The 16,099-nt window shown below is 63.4% G+C and carries 15 protein-coding genes; 2 read left to right on the forward strand and 13 right to left on the reverse strand.

What is annotated here, in order from left to right; genetic code table 11:
• Positions 1–110: 110 nt before the first annotated feature.
• Complete coding sequence (locus VSX56_RS01365) at positions 111–362, reverse strand: DUF2312 domain-containing protein (RefSeq protein ID WP_339112257.1); 252 nt, start codon at positions 360–362, stop codon at positions 111–113.
• Between the two features lie 156 nt (positions 363–518).
• Between VSX56_RS01365 and VSX56_RS01370 the strand changes: the two genes are divergently transcribed.
• Positions 519–734 (forward strand): hypothetical protein, encoded by a 216-nt coding sequence (locus VSX56_RS01370; RefSeq protein WP_339112256.1) that lies wholly within the window; start codon positions 519–521, stop codon positions 732–734.
• On the opposite strand, the gene VSX56_RS01375 is transcribed toward VSX56_RS01370, so the two are convergent.
• The 6 genes from VSX56_RS01375 to VSX56_RS01400 form a co-directional block, all read right to left on the reverse strand.
• Positions 731–2,713 (reverse strand): enoyl-CoA hydratase-related protein, encoded by a 1,983-nt coding sequence (locus VSX56_RS01375; protein ID WP_350934297.1) that lies wholly within the window; start codon positions 2,711–2,713, stop codon positions 731–733. The two genes, VSX56_RS01370 and VSX56_RS01375, sit on opposite strands and share 4 nt — an antisense overlap.
• Positions 2,714–2,850: 137 nt before the next feature.
• Positions 2,851–3,984 carry a FliM/FliN family flagellar motor switch protein gene (locus VSX56_RS01380; protein WP_339112254.1) on the reverse strand — a complete coding sequence of 378 codons (1,134 nt, stop codon included), beginning with the start codon at positions 3,982–3,984 and terminating at the stop codon, positions 2,851–2,853.
• Between the two features lie 110 nt (positions 3,985–4,094).
• Positions 4,095–6,803 carry an ATP-binding protein gene (locus VSX56_RS01385; protein ID WP_350934645.1) on the reverse strand — a complete coding sequence of 903 codons (2,709 nt, stop codon included), beginning with the start codon at positions 6,801–6,803 and terminating at the stop codon, positions 4,095–4,097.
• Between the two features lie 55 nt (positions 6,804–6,858).
• Complete coding sequence (locus VSX56_RS01390; RefSeq protein ID WP_350934300.1) at positions 6,859–7,128, reverse strand: hypothetical protein; 270 nt, start codon at positions 7,126–7,128, stop codon at positions 6,859–6,861.
• Positions 7,115–7,540: a response regulator transcription factor gene (locus VSX56_RS01395; RefSeq protein WP_350934302.1), complete on the reverse strand. Its 426-nt coding sequence runs from the start codon at positions 7,538–7,540 to the stop codon at positions 7,115–7,117. The genes VSX56_RS01390 and VSX56_RS01395 overlap by 14 nt, the downstream gene beginning before the upstream one ends.
• 71 nt (positions 7,541–7,611) lie before the next feature.
• Complete coding sequence (locus tag VSX56_RS01400) at positions 7,612–8,982, reverse strand: helix-turn-helix domain-containing protein (protein WP_350934305.1); 1,371 nt, start codon at positions 8,980–8,982, stop codon at positions 7,612–7,614.
• Between the two features lie 154 nt (positions 8,983–9,136).
• Here VSX56_RS01400 and VSX56_RS01405 point away from each other — a divergent pair, with 154 nt between their 5' ends.
• Positions 9,137–10,330: a mechanosensitive ion channel family protein gene (locus VSX56_RS01405; protein ID WP_339112250.1), complete on the forward strand. Its 1,194-nt coding sequence runs from the start codon at positions 9,137–9,139 to the stop codon at positions 10,328–10,330.
• On the opposite strand, the gene VSX56_RS01410 is transcribed toward VSX56_RS01405, so the two are convergent.
• The 6 genes from VSX56_RS01410 to hydA form a co-directional block, all read right to left on the reverse strand.
• Entirely contained in the window at positions 10,331–10,774 is a 444-nt protein-coding gene (locus VSX56_RS01410; RefSeq protein WP_350934308.1) for a hypothetical protein, read from the reverse strand. It abuts the gene before it with no gap.
• 119 nt (positions 10,775–10,893) lie between these two features.
• On the reverse strand, positions 10,894–11,877 hold the full coding sequence (locus VSX56_RS01415) for an ABC transporter substrate-binding protein (protein WP_350934310.1): 984 nt from the start codon (positions 11,875–11,877) through the stop codon (positions 10,894–10,896).
• 52 nt (positions 11,878–11,929) lie between these two features.
• Positions 11,930–12,772, reverse strand: coding sequence for an ABC transporter permease (locus tag VSX56_RS01420; RefSeq protein WP_339112247.1), 843 nt, complete (start codon positions 12,770–12,772; stop codon positions 11,930–11,932).
• Positions 12,769–13,632, reverse strand: coding sequence for an ABC transporter permease (locus tag VSX56_RS01425; RefSeq protein WP_350934313.1), 864 nt, complete (start codon positions 13,630–13,632; stop codon positions 12,769–12,771). Before VSX56_RS01425 ends, VSX56_RS01420 begins: the two co-directional genes overlap by 4 nt.
• A gap of 108 nt (positions 13,633–13,740) precedes the next feature.
• Positions 13,741–14,520 (reverse strand): ABC transporter ATP-binding protein, encoded by a 780-nt coding sequence (locus tag VSX56_RS01430; RefSeq protein WP_339112245.1) that lies wholly within the window; start codon positions 14,518–14,520, stop codon positions 13,741–13,743.
• An 81-nt stretch (positions 14,521–14,601) separates the two neighbouring features.
• Positions 14,602–16,056, reverse strand: a complete 1,455-nt coding sequence (hydA, locus tag VSX56_RS01435) for a dihydropyrimidinase (protein WP_350934316.1) — start codon at positions 16,054–16,056, stop codon at positions 14,602–14,604.
• Positions 16,057–16,099 lie beyond the last annotated feature (43 nt).

Genomic DNA, 16,099 nt, shown 5'->3' on the forward strand with positions numbered 1-16,099 from the left:
AGCGTGATGCGGGGCAAGGATGGATCCTTCATAAAAAAGGCCTCCCCGACGGGAGGCCTTCCGGTTGCGACATTCCGGTTGCGACATTCCGGTTGCGACACGGGGGCCGCTCATTCCATGCCAAGCGCCTGCTTGTAGATATCGAGGATTGCTTCCTCCTCGGCCACGTCATTCTTGTCGCGCTTGCGGATCGCGATGATCTTCTTGATCACCTTGGTGTCGTAGCCGCGCGCCTTGGCTTCGGACATGATGTCCTTTTGCTGCTCGGCAATATCTTTTTTCTCGGCTTCGAGGCCTTCGAATTGCTCGATGAACTGGCGCAGCTCGTCGGCGGTCACTTGATAGGCAGCATCATTGGGCATCTTATGTTCCTCATAGTCCACTTGCCCCGTTCCCTAAGCCAGCCGCGCCTGCGTCGCAAGCCTCAAGCGTGGCGGGAGCGGCAGCCAAGGCTTGTCACAGTGGCATGAAATCGCTAAGCGCGGGCCCGACAGTATTTCTCTTAGAAGGGCCTCGGCATGGAATTCCTGATCTGGATCGGCGCGTTCATCGCGGTTTTGGGGCTTGTCGGACTGGGGTGGTGCATCGTCACCGTCGGCAAGGCCAAGCGCGCAGGGCTGGACGAGGACGCAATGCGCGCAAAACTCCAGCGCATCGTCGCCGTCAATCTGGGGGCACTTTTCGTGTCCGTCATCGGGCTGATGATGGTCGTGGTGGGGATCTTCCTGCGCTAAGCGCGATCCAGATCCCCAAAGCTGCGCCCGTTGCGGATCAGCACATCCCAGAGCGTCACGGGCTCTGCGGCGCCGCCCGCCGCCAGCTGCATCAGCTGGTCGCGGCAGGCCTCGAGGCCTCGCTGGTCGGCCATGAACATCGGCCCGCCTTCATGGCGCGGAAACTCGAGCGCATTGACCGCGCTCAGATCCAGATCACCGGGCCGGTCAACAGCCCCCAGCTGCAACAGCTTGGCCCCCTCTGCCGCCATCGCGAGCCAGATCCGCTCGATGATCTGCGCGCCCGTCAGCGGACGCGCTACATAATCCGCCTCGGCCCGCAGCGCCTCGAGAAGCGCGGGCTCCAGCGGATCGGGACGTGCGACGCCGTCGCTATAGAGATAGACCCCGCGCCCCTTGCGCAGACCGCCATAGCCCTCGACCATCAGATAGGTCAGCAAAGGCCCCGGCAGGAAGCCCGCGGCTTTCAGCCGTGCGATGACCACCTCGACCCCCAGCCGGTCGATCTGCGCAAACGGTGCCTGCATGCCGAACCCCTGCAGCGCCTGATCCACCTCTTCGGGTGCAGCGCCGGCCAGAACGCAATATTCGGCCGCCACCCAGATCGCCGCCTGCAGACGCGCGATCAGCCCCGGATCGACCCCCGGCAGCCCGAGCGCCAGATCACCACCCGCACGCAGGAGCGCAGCCACCAGTAGCGTATCCTCGACCGCTGCCCCATGCACCTCGACATGGCGCCCGTAGCGGTCGATCCGCAGGGCGCAATCGGGTTGGGTCGTGGCGACGAGCGCCCCGCGCACGCCCTCGAGCGCATGGGCGATATCGTCGCGCTCCTGCGCGGCGGGTTCTGCCAGAACGATATCGGCCTGCGCGAAAGCCTGCAGCGGATCGGTGGTCGCACTCACCCGATCCCATGCCGCATCGCGCGCCTCCCCGCTCATCCGCCCCAGAAGAACGGCCGCCTCCTGCGCACGGGCAAGGTTCGAGAGACCCTTTTCCAGCCGGTCCTGCATCGCCTCGGCCCAGATCACCCGATGCCCCGCATCGGCCAGCGCATAGACGAGCCCGTCAGGCGGGTTCCAGACGGCCACGATCCGGCATCCCAGCGTCGCGGCATCGATGGGCAGGGCTTCCTGCGCATGGGCGCGCGCGGCAGAGGCCCGCAGATGGCGCAGCGCTTTGGAGGCCGGTGAGGAGAGAAGATCGAGATGCGCGACCGCCTCGAAATCGAGCGCCTCGCCCATCGGCAGCAGAACCGCCGCCTCGGCCACCGCCAGCGCCTTGTCCCAGACGACATGCTGCGGACCGGTCTCGATTGCCTCGCGCAGCGCATCCAGCTCGGTGAAATAGCTCTGCGTCAACCGGCTCGCCCCGTTCGGATCCGGCACCAGACCGACCTCGCCAAAAGCCTGTTCGAGCGTGGCGGAAAGTGCCTGCATCTCGACCGCTTCGGCAGGCACAACGGCATCGCAGACACCCAGCTCGACCGCCTGCAGGGCGGCCACCGGACGCCCCGCCTTGAGGAAGGACAACACCTGACGCGGACCCGAGCGGCGCAGATAGCGGATCAGACAGCCCGCTGCCGGAAGGTAGCCGAGGCTGGGCTCCACCGGATCAAAGCTCGCGGTATCGAGCGCCAGACGCAGTTTTGCCGCCTGCGCCAGTGCCAAGGCCCCCGCGCGGATACGGCCATCAAGCACGACCGCCACCGGACAGGACAGATCGCTCAGGCTCTGCGCCAGCGCCGCAAGTGAAGGCGCCTCCGCATCTTCGTGGAAATCGGCTTCGGGATCCTCGGCACAGGGCCAGCCGGCCGCAGCGCGCATAACGACACCACGCAGATCCGGGTCATGACGGCACATATCGAGGGCCGCGCCCAGAGACCGGCGGAGTTGCGCATCGAAGCCCCGAGCCCCCGCATCGGGCAGGGTCAGGAACGTGACCCCCTCGCATCGCTGTACTCTGATCCGCCTGACCATACCGCCCCGCCTCGCAAAATCCCACGCGGACAGGGCCAATCCAGCCCTGCCTGCCCACCGCTTACGGCAAGCAGTGGTCGTCTCGCAAGTCAGAGCTGCGCAAATTCCTCAAAATCAGGTCCGGATCGCCGCGGGGTCTAGCCGCCGGTGCCGGTCCGCTGGTTCTCGTCCTCCTCGAAGGCGCTGAAATCCATCGCGGGGAAGCCGCCATCGCCTGCATCATCGCCGCCCAGGCCGCCCAGATCCATCGCAGGGAAACCACCCTCGTCCGCGTCACCGCCCATTGCAGGGAAGCCACCCTCCGCTCCGGTCATTCCGCCGAAGGGATTATCGCCCACCGACATCGCGCCCAGATCGGGTCGGGTGGTCAGCTCGTCAAGCTCGTTGATCTCGGTGCTTTCAGCCTCGTTGGCGGTCAGCCGGAGCGCGCGACGCCCGCTATGCTGGCCAAGCTTCGCGGTGCCCATACGGCGGCCGTCCACCCCTTCCACGCGTAGTTTTTCCAACGCCTCACGCGGGATCGGTATCTCGACACCGGGCTTGAAACTCATCACACCCGACAGCGGCATCGACCAGCGATGCAGCACAGCCGTCAGTTCCGCCCGCGTGCCCATCACGGTGCTCTCCATCTGCTGCGCCCAGAGCGCCTCGGCCTCGGGGGCACCCGCATCCTCGGCGGTGGCCGCCAGGACACGCTCGCCCCTGCCCCGCGCAGGCACAGCCCAGAGCATGGAGACCTCGCGGTCCATCGCCTGTCCGATCTGCATGGTGATCGAGAAAACACGGTAGGTGATCTCTTCGAGAATCAGCGACAGTGGCCGCGGATCGTCGAAAAAGGACAGATAGCGGAACCCGCCCGCCCAGATGATGTCGTCACTATCGGCGAGCGCTTCTTCCAGCCCTTCAAGGAGCGAATCGAGCACGCCCTGCACCATGGAAGCATCGACCCGCGTGGGCCGTCGCGGCCCGGGCTGGATCCGCGACAGCACCCCCATCGTCTGCACCTCGATAAGCGAGGAGAACGTGATCGGCGGCAAGGCCACAACGCCAAACGCCTCTTTCGGCCCTTCCAGAACGCAAAGCATCGGCTGCTCGGGAAAAACTTCCATCAATTCGGTCAACGAGACCTGACTCTGTTCGACACGCAACACCTGCAGCGGAAGATCCAGCGTATCTTGCGCAACCTTTGCAAAGACATACCGGATGGCGCGCTCGGGCGACACAGGGCCGCCAGAGGCTGCAGCCTTGGCCGCATCCGTCTTCTTTCGCAAGATTGTTGAAGGCTTCTGATCCACCATGTTATCCCACTTGTACCCGAACCGAGGGTGACACAGGGCAGCCTCGCAGATCAGGGTTTACAAAACCTTTAACGCAGCAATGATTACAAACCATCTTTCACATCAACCACATTTTTTACGCTGCGAAGCGGCGCACGCACCCGGAACGCGGCCCCGCCCTGCCCCGGAAGATAGTCGATAGACCCGCCCAGATTACCCAGAATCTCCTTGCAAATCGCAAGACCCAGCCCGGCCCCGCCTGCTTTAGCTGTATCGGTAAGTCGTGAAAATTTCTCAAAGATCAGATCCTGCTCGGCCTTTGGAATGCCTTGCCCGTTATCGATGAAATCGATCTGGGCAAACTCCCCGTCCCGCCGCACTTCGATTCGCAGAACCGGCTTTGCTGCAGCGCAGTATTTGCGTGCATTGGTGATGAGGTTGATGAAGACCTGCACCAGCCGGTCGCCATCGGTAATAAGCCCGACATGTTCGCTCGGGAAGTCCCGTTCGATGCGCAACTGGCCCGCCTCATGCCCCGCCTCCGGCCCTGCGGCCTGTGTCGCGCGGTCCAGCAGATCATGCAAATTCGTGGCCCCGATATGTAGCTGCACCTTGCGATGTTCAAGCACCGAGAGATCCAGAAGATCATCGAGCAGACGCGTCAGGCGCCGGGCTTCGTCGAGGATGATCTTCGCATAGTCGCGCCGCATCGCCTCGGGGAGATCCGGCTCCATCAGGATCTCGGAGAATGCGCGGATCGAGGTCATCGGCGTGCGCAGCTCATGGCTGATCTGGCCCAGAAACGCGTCTTTTTGCACCGAGATGCGGGTCAGTTTGTCATTGGCCTCGCGCAGCTGGCGCGCGACCTGCGCAAGCTCTTCGGATTTGGTCTCGAGCTGATAGGAATGTTCTTTTATGTCAGCCGCTTCGCTGGCCATATTGATCAGATCCCGGACCGAGATCACCCGCCCGCCCGATAGCTGCGCCAGCATCGCATGGGCCGTGGCCGAGCCCACCGAGCCGGCCAGCCGCCGCTCCAGCGCTGTCAGGAAATCTCGGGTGGGGTCAGGCAGCCAGCCGGTTTTACCCTGCCGTGCGGCCTCTTCCTGAAAGAAACGCTGCGCTACCTGCGCGCCAAGGATACGCTGCGCCATCGAGAGGTAATCCTCAGCCTCGGCCACCGCCATATGCCAGCCCCGCGGCCCCGGCCCCTCCTCGTAGATATTGACGAAGGCCACGCCCTGCAGACGTTCCAGAGGCGGCGGGAAAGACAGCAGCGACAGCGTCACATAGCCCGTCACGTTGAAAAACAGTGACCAGAACAGCGCATGTAACAGAGGGTCCATCCCCTCCAGCCCGAAAAGCGCCTCGGGACGGAGCCAGCCGATCCCCCACGGCCCCTCCGCCAGCATCTGCGCCGACATCAGCCCCCCTTCCCCGAAGGACGGCACAAAGAGCGTATAGACCCAGATTGCGCCCCCCAAGAGCAACCCTGTCAGCGCGCCCTGATGGGTGCCACCGCGCCAGTAGAGCCCACCCAGGAGCGCCGGAAGCGTCTGCGCCGCGCCCACAAAGGCAATGAGCCCGATCTCGGCCAGCGCCCCCTGACCCGACAGCCGGTAGTAGCCAAAGCCCAAGCCCATTACCAAGGCAATCGCCACGCGGCGCGACATCAGCACGATATGGCGCAGATTGCTGTTATGGGCGGGCCACAGCGCCAGCCAGAGCGGCGTCACGATCTGGTTCGAGATCATCGTGGCCAGTGCAATGGCCGCCACGATCACCATCGAGGTCGCAGAAGAGAACCCGCCCAGAAAGGCCAGCAGTGCCAGCCAGTCATGGCCTTGCGACAATGGCACCGTCAGGACGAAAAGATCGGGATTGGCGCCCTCCGGCAGAAGCTCCAGCCCCATTACCGCAATCGGCAGCACGAAGACCGAGATCAGCGCCAGATAGGCCGGAAAGGCCCATGCGGCAAAGGCCAGATGCCGTTCCTCGACATTCTCGACCACCAGCACCTGAAACATCCGCGGCAATGTCAGGATCGCCGCCGCCGACAAAAGCGTCAGTCCCATGAAGCGGCCCGACTGCGGCACCCAGTCCTGCGTCGCGTGCAGATCGATGCGCTCCATGATCGGCCCCCAGCCGCCCCCCAAGACCCAGACGACGAAGCCGCCCACCGCCAGCACCGCGACCAGTTTCACCACCGCCTCGAGCGCAATCGCCATAACGACCCCATGATGGCGCTCCCTCGCATCCAGATTACGGGTGCCGAAAAGGATGGCAAAGGCTGCAAGCCCGATGGCAATCCACATCGCCCAACTCTGTTTGGCATCACTTACCGGGACCATTCCGCCATCGGCCACGGGCACCGCAAAGGCGCTCAGGCTCTCGGTCACAGATTGCAGCTGCAGCGCGATATAGGGGGTGGCGGCCAGCACAGCCAGCAGGGTCACCACCACGCCGAGACTGTTCGATTTGCCATAGCGGGCCGAAATCAGATCGGCCACCGAGGTCACCCTTTGCGCCCGCCCCACCTGCACCAGCTTGCGCAGCAGCCACCACCAACCGCAAAACACAAGGCTCGGACCCAGATAGATGGTCACGAACTCGAGCCCAGAGCGCGCGGCATAGCCCACCGCCCCGTAGAAGGTCCATGCAGTGCAATAGATCGACAACGACAGCGTATAGACCCACGGGCTTTGCAGGATGCCCATATGTCCTCGGCGCGCCCGCCCCTCGGCCCAGAAAGCCACCCCGAACAGGAGGATCACATAGGCCAGACAGACGAGGATCAGCCCATCAAAGCTCATGCCCGTAAGCGTCGCCTGCTCCAGCCCCGTTCCGAAGACGCCCGTCATCCGGGCGCTAGTCATCGCGGTCCTCTGGCTGCGTCCCCGCCTCGGCCAGCACATGCTCCAGCCTGCGCGAGAGGATTGCCGTTACCACGATCAGCCCGGCCCAGACGGCAAACAGATAGAGCCCGAGCACCGCCACATGTGCGGGCCGGAGGACGAAGAACCCGGGCAGCACAAACAGGACCAGCCCCAGAAGCGGCAGGAGCCGCAGCGCATCCATCACCCTCCGCAGCCGATAGGAGCGCCGCGCCAGAAACAGCGGGGCCTTAGCCGGTGCCATGCGAGAGCCCTTGGTTCAGGCCGGTCTCCGTCGTGCCACGCCCCAGGGCCAGAATCCCGTCGATCGCTTCCAGCAGATCGGCATTGGCGAAGGGTTTGGCCAGAAAGGCCGTAGCTCCCGCCTCATCGGCCGCAGCGCGGTCACGCGCCTGTCCCCGTGCGGTCAGCATCAGGACAGGGATCGCCTTCAGACCCGGATCCGCGCGCAGGGCCGCAAGTATCTCGAGCCCCGAGCATCCCGGCAGCATCATATCCAGAATGATCGCATCGGGCCGCGTCTCGGCAATGGCCGCCATCGCCCGCGCACCATCCGCCTCGCTGGACACCGCAAAGCCGCGCCGCGTCAGAATGAACCGCAGCGCTTCGGTGATATTCGGTTCGTCCTCAATCAGAAGAACATGGTCTTTCGGCATGCCCGTCTCCTTCTCCCGCTCCGACTATCCCCCGCGAGGGGAACCATGTCAAATCTTCCCGACACCCCACGCTACCCCAGATCCGAGCGCACGGTGCCGAGGATCGAGGGTTCCCGCCGTGCGGTGCAGGCCGTGCGCGGGCAGATCCGGCAGGTGACCCCGATAGGACGGCGCGGACCGCTGGCCAGCGCGGGAGAAAGCGGCACGATCAGCATATGCGAATGCAGCACCAGCGGCTGGCCAAATCCCTGCCCCGCCGCCTGCGGCACGGCGATGGAATAGGTGGCGAAACTCTGGCTCACCCGTCCCGCGATCTCTACGTCATGGCGCAGCGGCTGCATCGGCTGGCGCAACGCCTCATAGATCGGCCAGAGCCCGCAACCCGCCCCGTAACGCGGCAAGGCAAAGCCTGTGCAGGGCCTGCGGAAGATGATCGCGCCCGACGCATCGCAGATCACGAGACCCAGTTCGGGCGCATGCACATGGCCCGCCGGAAGCTGGGCCAGACGGCGCAGAACCAGACCGGCGGGCACGCCCAGATCCGTCGCAATCGCCCCGGGCGCGAGCCCGTGCCGCGCCAGCGCCGCCTCCAGCGCGGCCATCGGCAGCGCCCTGATATCTTCGCGCATGAGCCCCAGCCAGTTGCGCACCAGCGCGCGCGCCGCCTCGGAGGCAAGACTGCGCGCGCCCGTGACGATGGCATCGATACCGGCAGCGGGGTCGGCCTCCAGTTCGGCCACATGCCAGTCCCGTTCGCGCAACCATGCTTCCATCTGCTCGAAAGGGCCGGACTGGGCGAGATCCGCTCCGCTCTGGCTGTCGAGATAGCCCACCAGCGCCTCCGCCGCGCCCGACAGGCGCAGGCTCTCGCCGGAAATCGTCTGCAGGAACCGCGCCTGCCATTCGGGCTCGATCTGGGGCTCGTCGGTCAGGATGGCCGCCGTAGAGCGCAGGCTGGTGACGGCCGAGATCACCTCATGCAGCCCGTCGATCAGGAACGGATCCTCCGACAGCCGTTCGGAGAGTTGCTCGACCAGCCGGTTGAGCCCCGTAATCTGGCGCTGGCGGTCCGACAGGAGCGCCGCCCATCCCGGAAAACGGCCCACAAATTCCTCGATCCGGTCAAGCTCTGCCACAGGCGCCGCCAAGGGAGAGGACACCGCCCTGGCCGGGCTGGCAGCCTCGGTCGGCAGGGAGGCCGCCGCCTCGCGCAAATTGTCAAACAGCGCCCCCTCCGCCCCCTCGGCCAGCGCCAATGTTTCGATCTCTAGAGCCTCGGCGATCTGGACCAGAAGCGGATCGGCTACCCGCCTGCGGTTATGCTCGATCAGATTGACATAGGCCGCCGACATGCCAATGCGCTGCGCCAGATCCGCCTGTTTCATACCAAGTGCCATCCGCCTTTCGCGGATGCGCGTGCCGGTCAATGCCGCGCGTGCCATACCATTCTCCCCCAAACCCCTTTCGGGGCCTCTTCTCAAAGGGATAGCGCACCAAACCCCATGTTGGAAGCAAAATGCCGCCCATCACAGGCACCTGCCTTGACATCAGCGCGCTGCGCCGCAGCATATAGGCAAACCATCAGCGGAGAAGACTATGGCCACCGACACCACGCCCGAGGCGCTGGACGCGTTACCCGACGGATTGCAGACCCTCGAGACGGCGGTGAGCGATGTGATGGAGACAGCGGTCGATCAGGCCACGCTCTACCTGCCGGACTGGACCGTGTCCGTTATGGTTTTCGTCGTATGTTTTGTTGCTGCGCTCGCGCTGCACCGGATGGTGCGCTCGACACTGGACCGGATGGTGCGCAACAAGGATCTGTTCTGGCGCTCTCTGGTGACGCGTTCGACCAAGCCGCTCCGGCTGTTGCTGATCATCATCGCGCTTGGCGTGGGGGTGAATGCCGCCCCGATCTCCGCCGAGACAGCGCGGCTGTTCAGCCATCTTCTGCTGGTGGCCTTCATCCTCTGTCTGGCATGGATCGGCCATACCGCGCTCTATATCTGGACGACGCTGCATATGCGCCGGTTCAAGCTGGATGCCGAGGACAATCTTCTGGCGCGCAAACATGTGACCCAGACCCGTATCCTGTTGCGGGTGGCCAATGTGGCCATCGTCGTGCTGGCGGTGGCGGCCGCACTCATGACGGTGCCCGCCGTCCGTCAATATGGTGTCTCGCTGCTGGCGGCGGGTGGTGCCGCCGGTATCGTGGTGGGTCTTGCGCTCCAGCCGATCCTGAAAAACCTCATCGCCGGTATCCAGCTGGCCCTGACCCAGCCGATCCGCATCGATGATGCGCTGATTGTCGAGGGGGAATGGGGCTGGGTCGAGGAGATCACCTCGGCCTATGTCGTGCTCAAGCTCTGGGACTGGCGCCGTCTTGTGGTGCCCCTGAGCTATTTCATAGAGCAGCCGTTCCAGAACTGGACCCGCGACAATGCAGAACTGATCGGCACCTGCATGTTCTATCTCGACCATTCCGCAGATGTGGGCAAGCTGCGCAAAGTCGCGCAACAACTGGTCGCACAGAACCGCCTCTGGGATGGCAAGGTCTATGCGATGCAGGTCACGGATTTCCGCGAGCGCGTGATGGAGATCCGTGTGCTGGTCTCGGCGCGCACGGCGCCGCGCGTGTTCGACCTGCGCTGCGAGACCCGCGAGGCGATCATCGACTACATCCAGCGCGAGATGCCCCATGCCCTGCCACGCACCCGCGCAGAGGCCAGCATCAATGCCGAGCCGGGCACAGGACGTAGCCTGCAGGACAATCTGTCCCCCTTGGGCTGATCACTCAAACTCGCGGAATTTCATGCCGTAATTCGTGGCCTTGTGGCTGCATTCGCCGACCGTGAATTCCAGCCATTCCTTCCGCGGATTGGGCCGCTGCACACGGTCGATATCGCGGGTCAGTTGCACCCGCGCCTTCACAAGCGCAGCGCCCATACCGCTCCCACTGATCTCGCGCAGACGCGTCATCCAGAAATTGCGCGCCTCGCTCAGATAGGACCCGGGCGGCACACGGTTGGGATGGACATCCTCCGCCACCACCATGCAATAGGCCGCCTCCACAGCCTCCGAAGGTGTGTTGAACAGATAGGAGGCAGGTGCGGCGAACTGGCTTTGCGACACGGCATAGAACGCCCAGCCAAAGCCCCCCAGCATGGCCGGAAACAGCCCCCATTTGACCCAGGCGGGAAGCCCCTCTTCCTGATACGGTCTCGATCTACTCATCACGCCCTCCTTTGGGCCTCTCTACCTCAGAGTCGCAGAGCGCGATGAAAATACGATTAAAATGTAAAAGACGCGCGGGATTACTCCCGCGCGTCTGGACTTTCCCGATCAAGACCGCCTTATTCGAGCGCCTCGTCGGTGATCTCCAGCGTATAGGCTCCCTCCGGCTTTTTGGTGATGACCGGGTCGGAACCGCCATTCATAAGCACTTCGACCGTGCGATCATAATCTGCCGGATCAAGCGCGCCGTTCGAACCCGCGGTCAGCTTGGCGACCTCGGCCATCATGCGCTTCTGGTGTTCTTCGGTCTGCGCGCCGGTCATGTCGTTATCGAGCACAATCTCGGCCGCCTCGTCGGGATTCTCCTCGGCCCATTTCCAGCCCTTCATCGAGGCCCGGACGAACTTGACCATCTTCTCCTTGAAGGCCGGATCTTTCAGATTATCCTCAAGCACATAGAGACCGTCTTCCAGAGTGGCCACGCCCTCGTCCTCGTATTTGAAGGTCACGAGATCGTCGGGCGAAATCCCCGCATCGATGATCTGCCAGTATTCGTTATAGGTCATGGTCGAGATACAGGCCGCCTGCTTCTGCAGCAGCGGATCGACGTTGAAGCCCTGTTTGAGCACGGTCACGCCTCCCTCCGACCCATCGGTCGGGATACCCAGCGTGCTCATCCAGCTCAGGAACGGGTATTCATTGCCGCCAAACCACACGCCCAGCGTCTTGCCCTTGAAATCCTCGGGCGAGGTGATGCCGCTCTCCTTGAGGCAGGTGAGCATCATACCGGAGGATTTGAACGGCTGCGCGATATTGACAAGCGGGAGCCCCTTCTCGCGTGCGGCCAGCGCCGAGGGCATCCAGTCCACGGTCACATCGGCGCCACCACCGGCCATCACTTGCGTGGGCGAGATATCGGGTCCACCGGCGAGGATATCCACATCGATCCCCTCGTCATCGTAAAAGCCCTTGTCCTTCGCGACATAATAGCCCGCAAACTGCGCCTGCGTGACCCATTTCAGCTGCAGCGTCACATCGGCGGCAAAGGCCGGGCTTGCCGTGGCAAGGGCCGCCAGCGCCGCGCCCATCATCCAGTTCTTCATCTTACTCTCCTGTTGATTATCGTTTATTCCCAATCCCTGAAGCCCCCGCCGCTTATCCCCTTTGCGACGGATGCCAGAAGGTCAGCCCTTTCTCCACAAGCGCGATCAGCCCGTAGAATCCGGTCCCTGCCAGTGCTGCCACGGTAATCTCCGACCAAACGAGCGCCATGTCGAGTTGCCCCACCGCCGTCGAGATCCGAAATCCCATGCCCCGCGTCGGAGAGCCGAAAAATTCAGCAACAATGGCCCCGATCAGTGCCAGCGTGGTGGCAATCTTCAGCCCGTTGAAGAGGAACGGCAGCGCCGCCGGCAGGCGCATCTTCACCAGCGTCTGCATATAGCTTGCCCCATAGGTGCGCATCAGATCGCGCTGCAGCGGATCGGTGGCTTTGAGGCCCGCAACCATATTGACCAGCACCGGAAAGAACACGGTGACAATCACCACCGCTGCCTTGGACTGCCAGTCAAAGCCGAACCACATGACGAAAATCGGCGCGATCCCCACAATCGGCAAGGCGGCCAAGAAGTTCCCGACCGGCATCAGCCCGCGCTCCAGAAACCGCGAGCGGTCCACCAGAACCGCCACCACAAAGGCCGCAGCACAGCCCATGATATAGCCCGAGAGCGCACCCTTGAGGATGGTCTGGCGGAAATCGATCCAGAGCACGCCGGTCGAGGCGGCAAAACGCTCGGCAATCAGGCTCGGAGCCGGCAGGATCACCTGGCTCACGCCAAAGCCCCGCACGATCCCTTCCCAGAGCACCAGAAGCGTCACCCCGAAAAGAGCGGGCACAAAATAGCGCGCCCAACGGCGTTCCGGCCAACGCGCGGCAATGAAGGAATTCAGCGCAATCGCCGCAATCCAGAAGACAATCGCACAGATCAGAACGCTCATCTTGCCAGCCCCATTCTCTTCAACACGATCCTCTCGACGAGCCCGACCAACGCCACCAGCACCGCCGCCAGACAGGCCGCCGCAATCAGCGCCGCCCAGATCTGGATCGTCTGCCCGTAATAGCTGCCCTGCAACAGACGCGCCCCGAGCCCCGCCACAGCGCCCGCAGGCAGCTCGGCCACGATCGTGCCCACAAGAGCCGCCGCCACCCCCACCTTCAGCGAGGCAAAGAAATAGGCCATCGAGGACGGCAGCCGCAGCTTCCAGAACATCGCGGCTTTCGGCGCGCCATAGGTGCGCAACAGATCGATCTGCATCGCATCGGGCGCCCTGAGCCCCTTCACCATGCCCACCAGCACGGGGAAGAAACTTAAGTAAGCCGCAATCAGCGCCTTGGGCAGCAGCCCCTTCACCCCGAGGGAGGCCAGCACCACAATCACCATCGGCGCAATCGCCAGAACGGGGATGGTCTGGCTCGCAATCGCCCAGGGCATGAAACTCATATCCAGCGCTTTGTTATGCACAAGCGCCACCGCCAGCAAAAGCCCCGCCACCGTCCCGATGATAAACCCGAGCCCCGTGGCCTCCAGCGTGATCCAGCCATGATAGACCAGAGACCGTTTAGAGGTGATCTTCTGCCCCGTGATCCCGTCCCATAGCCCTATCACCACCTGATGCGGCGCAGGCAATACAGGGCGGTCGAGCGCCATGGTCTGTCCGACCATCTCGCCAAAGCCCACGCTCTGCCCCGCCCGCTGCGCCTGATCATAGACCCATGCGCTATTGAGCCACACCGCCGCCCCGTACCAGAGAGCGATAATCGCCAGAATGACCGTCAGAACCGGAAAAACCCGCGTCATGCGCGCCCCTCCTTCCCGAAGTCCGCCCTTCCAGCGTCCCTAAATATCCCGGGGGGTTTGGGGGGCAGCGCCCCCCATCGGTTGATCATATCGTCACGCATGGACCCCTCACACATGGGCATGCCCTGCATGCAGACCCTCACGCACACGCTGCGCGATCTCGAGGAATTCGGGCGTATCGCGGATCTCGAGCGGGCGCTCGCGCGGCAAAGGGCTCTCGATCACATCGGTGATCCGCCCCGGACGCGGGCTCATCACCACGATCTTGGTTGACAGGTAAACCGCCTCGGGGATCGAATGGGTGACAAAGCCGATGGTCTTGCCGGTCCGTGCCCAGAGCGCCAGAAGCTCCTCGTTGAGCTTGTCGCGCACGATCTCGTCCAGTGCGCCAAAGGGCTCGTCCATCAGAAGGATATCTGCATCGAACGACAGCGCCCGCGCAATCGAGGCGCGCTGCTGCATACCGCCAGACAGCTGCCACGGGAACTTGCGGCCGAAGCCCTTCAGATCCACCAGCTCCAGCACCTTTTCCACCCGCGCATCCATCTCGGACTTGGGATAGCCCATGATCTCCAGAGGCAGCTTGATATTTCCGGCGATGGTGCGCCACGGATAGAGCCCCGCTGCCTGGAACACATAGCCATAGCTGCGCGCCTTGCGCGCCTCGTCGGGCGAGATCCCACCCACCGTCAGCGCACCCGATGTGGGCGTCTCGAGCGCGGCAATACAGCGCAAAAACGTCGTTTTGCCACAGCCCGATGGCCCGATAAACGACACGAACTCGCCGCGCTCGATGGAGAGGTTCACATCCTTGAGCGCCTGCACCGGCCCGTCATTGGTCTCGAAGACCAGATTGACGCCGCGGGCTTCAATAATCGGTTTCTTCATTTTCCCCGTTCTTCCATCCGACCCGTTTTCCGGGCTCTGTAGGTGAGGATGCCCAAGTTTATGGGCATCCTGCAAGAGATCTCAGACGCCGCTGGCCGGAATACCGGCGCGGACGACCGGCCGCGGTGCGGTCAGCTCTTTCCATGTCGACAGCGCCTTGGACACGGCCGTCCCCGGCGGGCGCGAGACAAACTGCCCATGCCCTTCGGGGGCCTCGACGCGGCCCTCGGTCGCGGCAACAACACCGCGCGAAAGGGTGTAACGCGGCAAGCCCTTCACCTCCTTGCCCTCGAAAACATTGTAATCGATGGAGGATACCTGCGTCTTGGCGGAAACCACCTTGCTGGCCTGCGGGTCCCAGACCACCAGATCCGCATCCGCACCCACAAGGATCGCGCCCTTCTTGGGATAGATATTCATGATCTTGGCGATATTGGTCGAGGTCACGGCCACGAATTCATTCATCGTGATGCGGCCCGTATTCACCCCGTAGGTCCAGAGCATCGGCATCCGGTCCTCGAGCCCGCCGGTGCCATTGGGGATCTTGGTGAAATCCCCCACGCCATAGCGCTTCTGTTCGGTGGTGAAGGCGCAGTGATCGGTCGCCACACAAGACAGCGTGCCGGAGGCCAGCCCCGCCCAAAGGCTATCCTGATGCTGTTTGTTGCGGAAGGGCGGCGACATCACACGGCGTGCCGAATGGTCCCAATCCTTGTCGAAATACTCGCTCTCATCGAGCACCAGATGCTGGATCAGCGGCTCGCCATAGACGCGGCGGCCCAGCATCTTGGCACGGCGGATCGCCTCATGGCTCTCCTCGCAGGAGGTATGGACCACATAAAGCGGCACGCCCGCCATATCGGCAATCATGATCGCGCGATTGGTGGCCTCGCCCTCCACAATCGTCGGGCGCGAATAGGCATGGGCCTCGGGGCCGGTATTGCCCTCGGCCAGCAGACGCGCCGACATCTCGGCCACCACATCGCCATTCTCGGCATGGACCATGGGCAGCGCGCCCAGCTCGGCACAGCGTTTGAACGACGCGAACAGCTCGTCATCATTAACCATCAGGCTGCCCTTATAGGCCATGAAATGCTTGAAGGAATTGATGCCGCGCTCGGTGATGGTCTTCATTTCGTCAAAGACCTGCTCGCTCCACCATGTCACCGCCATATGGAAGCTATAGTCACAATGCGCGCGGGCAGCCTTGTTATCCCATTTACGCAGCGCATCGAGCATGCTCTCGCCCGGATTAGGCAGGGCGAAATCGATCACCATCGTGGTGCCGCCCGAAACCGCCGCCGCCGTGCCTGCGTCGAAATCATCCGACGAATATGTGCCCATGAAGGGCATCTCCAGATGGGTATGCGGGTCGATCCCGCCGGGCATCACATAGCAGCCCTCGGCCTCGAGCACCTTATCGCCCTTGAGGCCAGTGCCGATCTCGATGATCTGGCCGCCCTCGACCAGCACATCGGCCTTATAGGTCAGATCGGCGGTCACGATCGTGCCGCCCTTGATGACGGTTGTCGTCATTGAACTCTCCCTTGGTATCGCGAGACGGGCGGGGAATCCCCGA

The organism is Thioclava kandeliae, assembly GCF_040297545.1.
Lineage (GTDB): Bacteria > Pseudomonadota > Alphaproteobacteria > Rhodobacterales > Rhodobacteraceae > Thioclava > Thioclava kandeliae.

Coding starts and splice junctions, on each gene's coding strand:
- VSX56_RS01415 (WP_350934310.1), bottom strand. CDS start 11,877: ATGAAGAACTGGATGATGGGCGCGGCGCTGGCGGCCCTTGCCACGGCA.
- VSX56_RS01405 (WP_339112250.1), top strand. CDS start 9,137: ATGGCCACCGACACCACGCCCGAGGCGCTGGACGCGTTACCCGACGGA.
- VSX56_RS01430 (WP_339112245.1), bottom strand. CDS start 14,520: ATGAAGAAACCGATTATTGAAGCCCGCGGCGTCAATCTGGTCTTCGAG.
- hydA (WP_350934316.1), bottom strand. CDS start 16,056: ATGACGACAACCGTCATCAAGGGCGGCACGATCGTGACCGCCGATCTG.
- VSX56_RS01390 (WP_350934300.1), bottom strand. CDS start 7,128: ATGGCACCGGCTAAGGCCCCGCTGTTTCTGGCGCGGCGCTCCTATCGG.
- VSX56_RS01425 (WP_350934313.1), bottom strand. CDS start 13,632: ATGACGCGGGTTTTTCCGGTTCTGACGGTCATTCTGGCGATTATCGCT.
- VSX56_RS01375 (WP_350934297.1), bottom strand. CDS start 2,713: ATGGTCAGGCGGATCAGAGTACAGCGATGCGAGGGGGTCACGTTCCTG.
- VSX56_RS01385 (WP_350934645.1), bottom strand. CDS start 6,803: ATGAGCTTTGATGGGCTGATCCTCGTCTGTCTGGCCTATGTGATCCTC.
- VSX56_RS01370 (WP_339112256.1), top strand. CDS start 519: ATGGAATTCCTGATCTGGATCGGCGCGTTCATCGCGGTTTTGGGGCTT.
- VSX56_RS01410 (WP_350934308.1), bottom strand. CDS start 10,774: ATGAGTAGATCGAGACCGTATCAGGAAGAGGGGCTTCCCGCCTGGGTC.
- VSX56_RS01420 (WP_339112247.1), bottom strand. CDS start 12,772: ATGAGCGTTCTGATCTGTGCGATTGTCTTCTGGATTGCGGCGATTGCG.
- VSX56_RS01400 (WP_350934305.1), bottom strand. CDS start 8,982: ATGGCACGCGCGGCATTGACCGGCACGCGCATCCGCGAAAGGCGGATG.
- VSX56_RS01365 (WP_339112257.1), bottom strand. CDS start 362: ATGCCCAATGATGCTGCCTATCAAGTGACCGCCGACGAGCTGCGCCAG.
- VSX56_RS01395 (WP_350934302.1), bottom strand. CDS start 7,540: ATGCCGAAAGACCATGTTCTTCTGATTGAGGACGAACCGAATATCACC.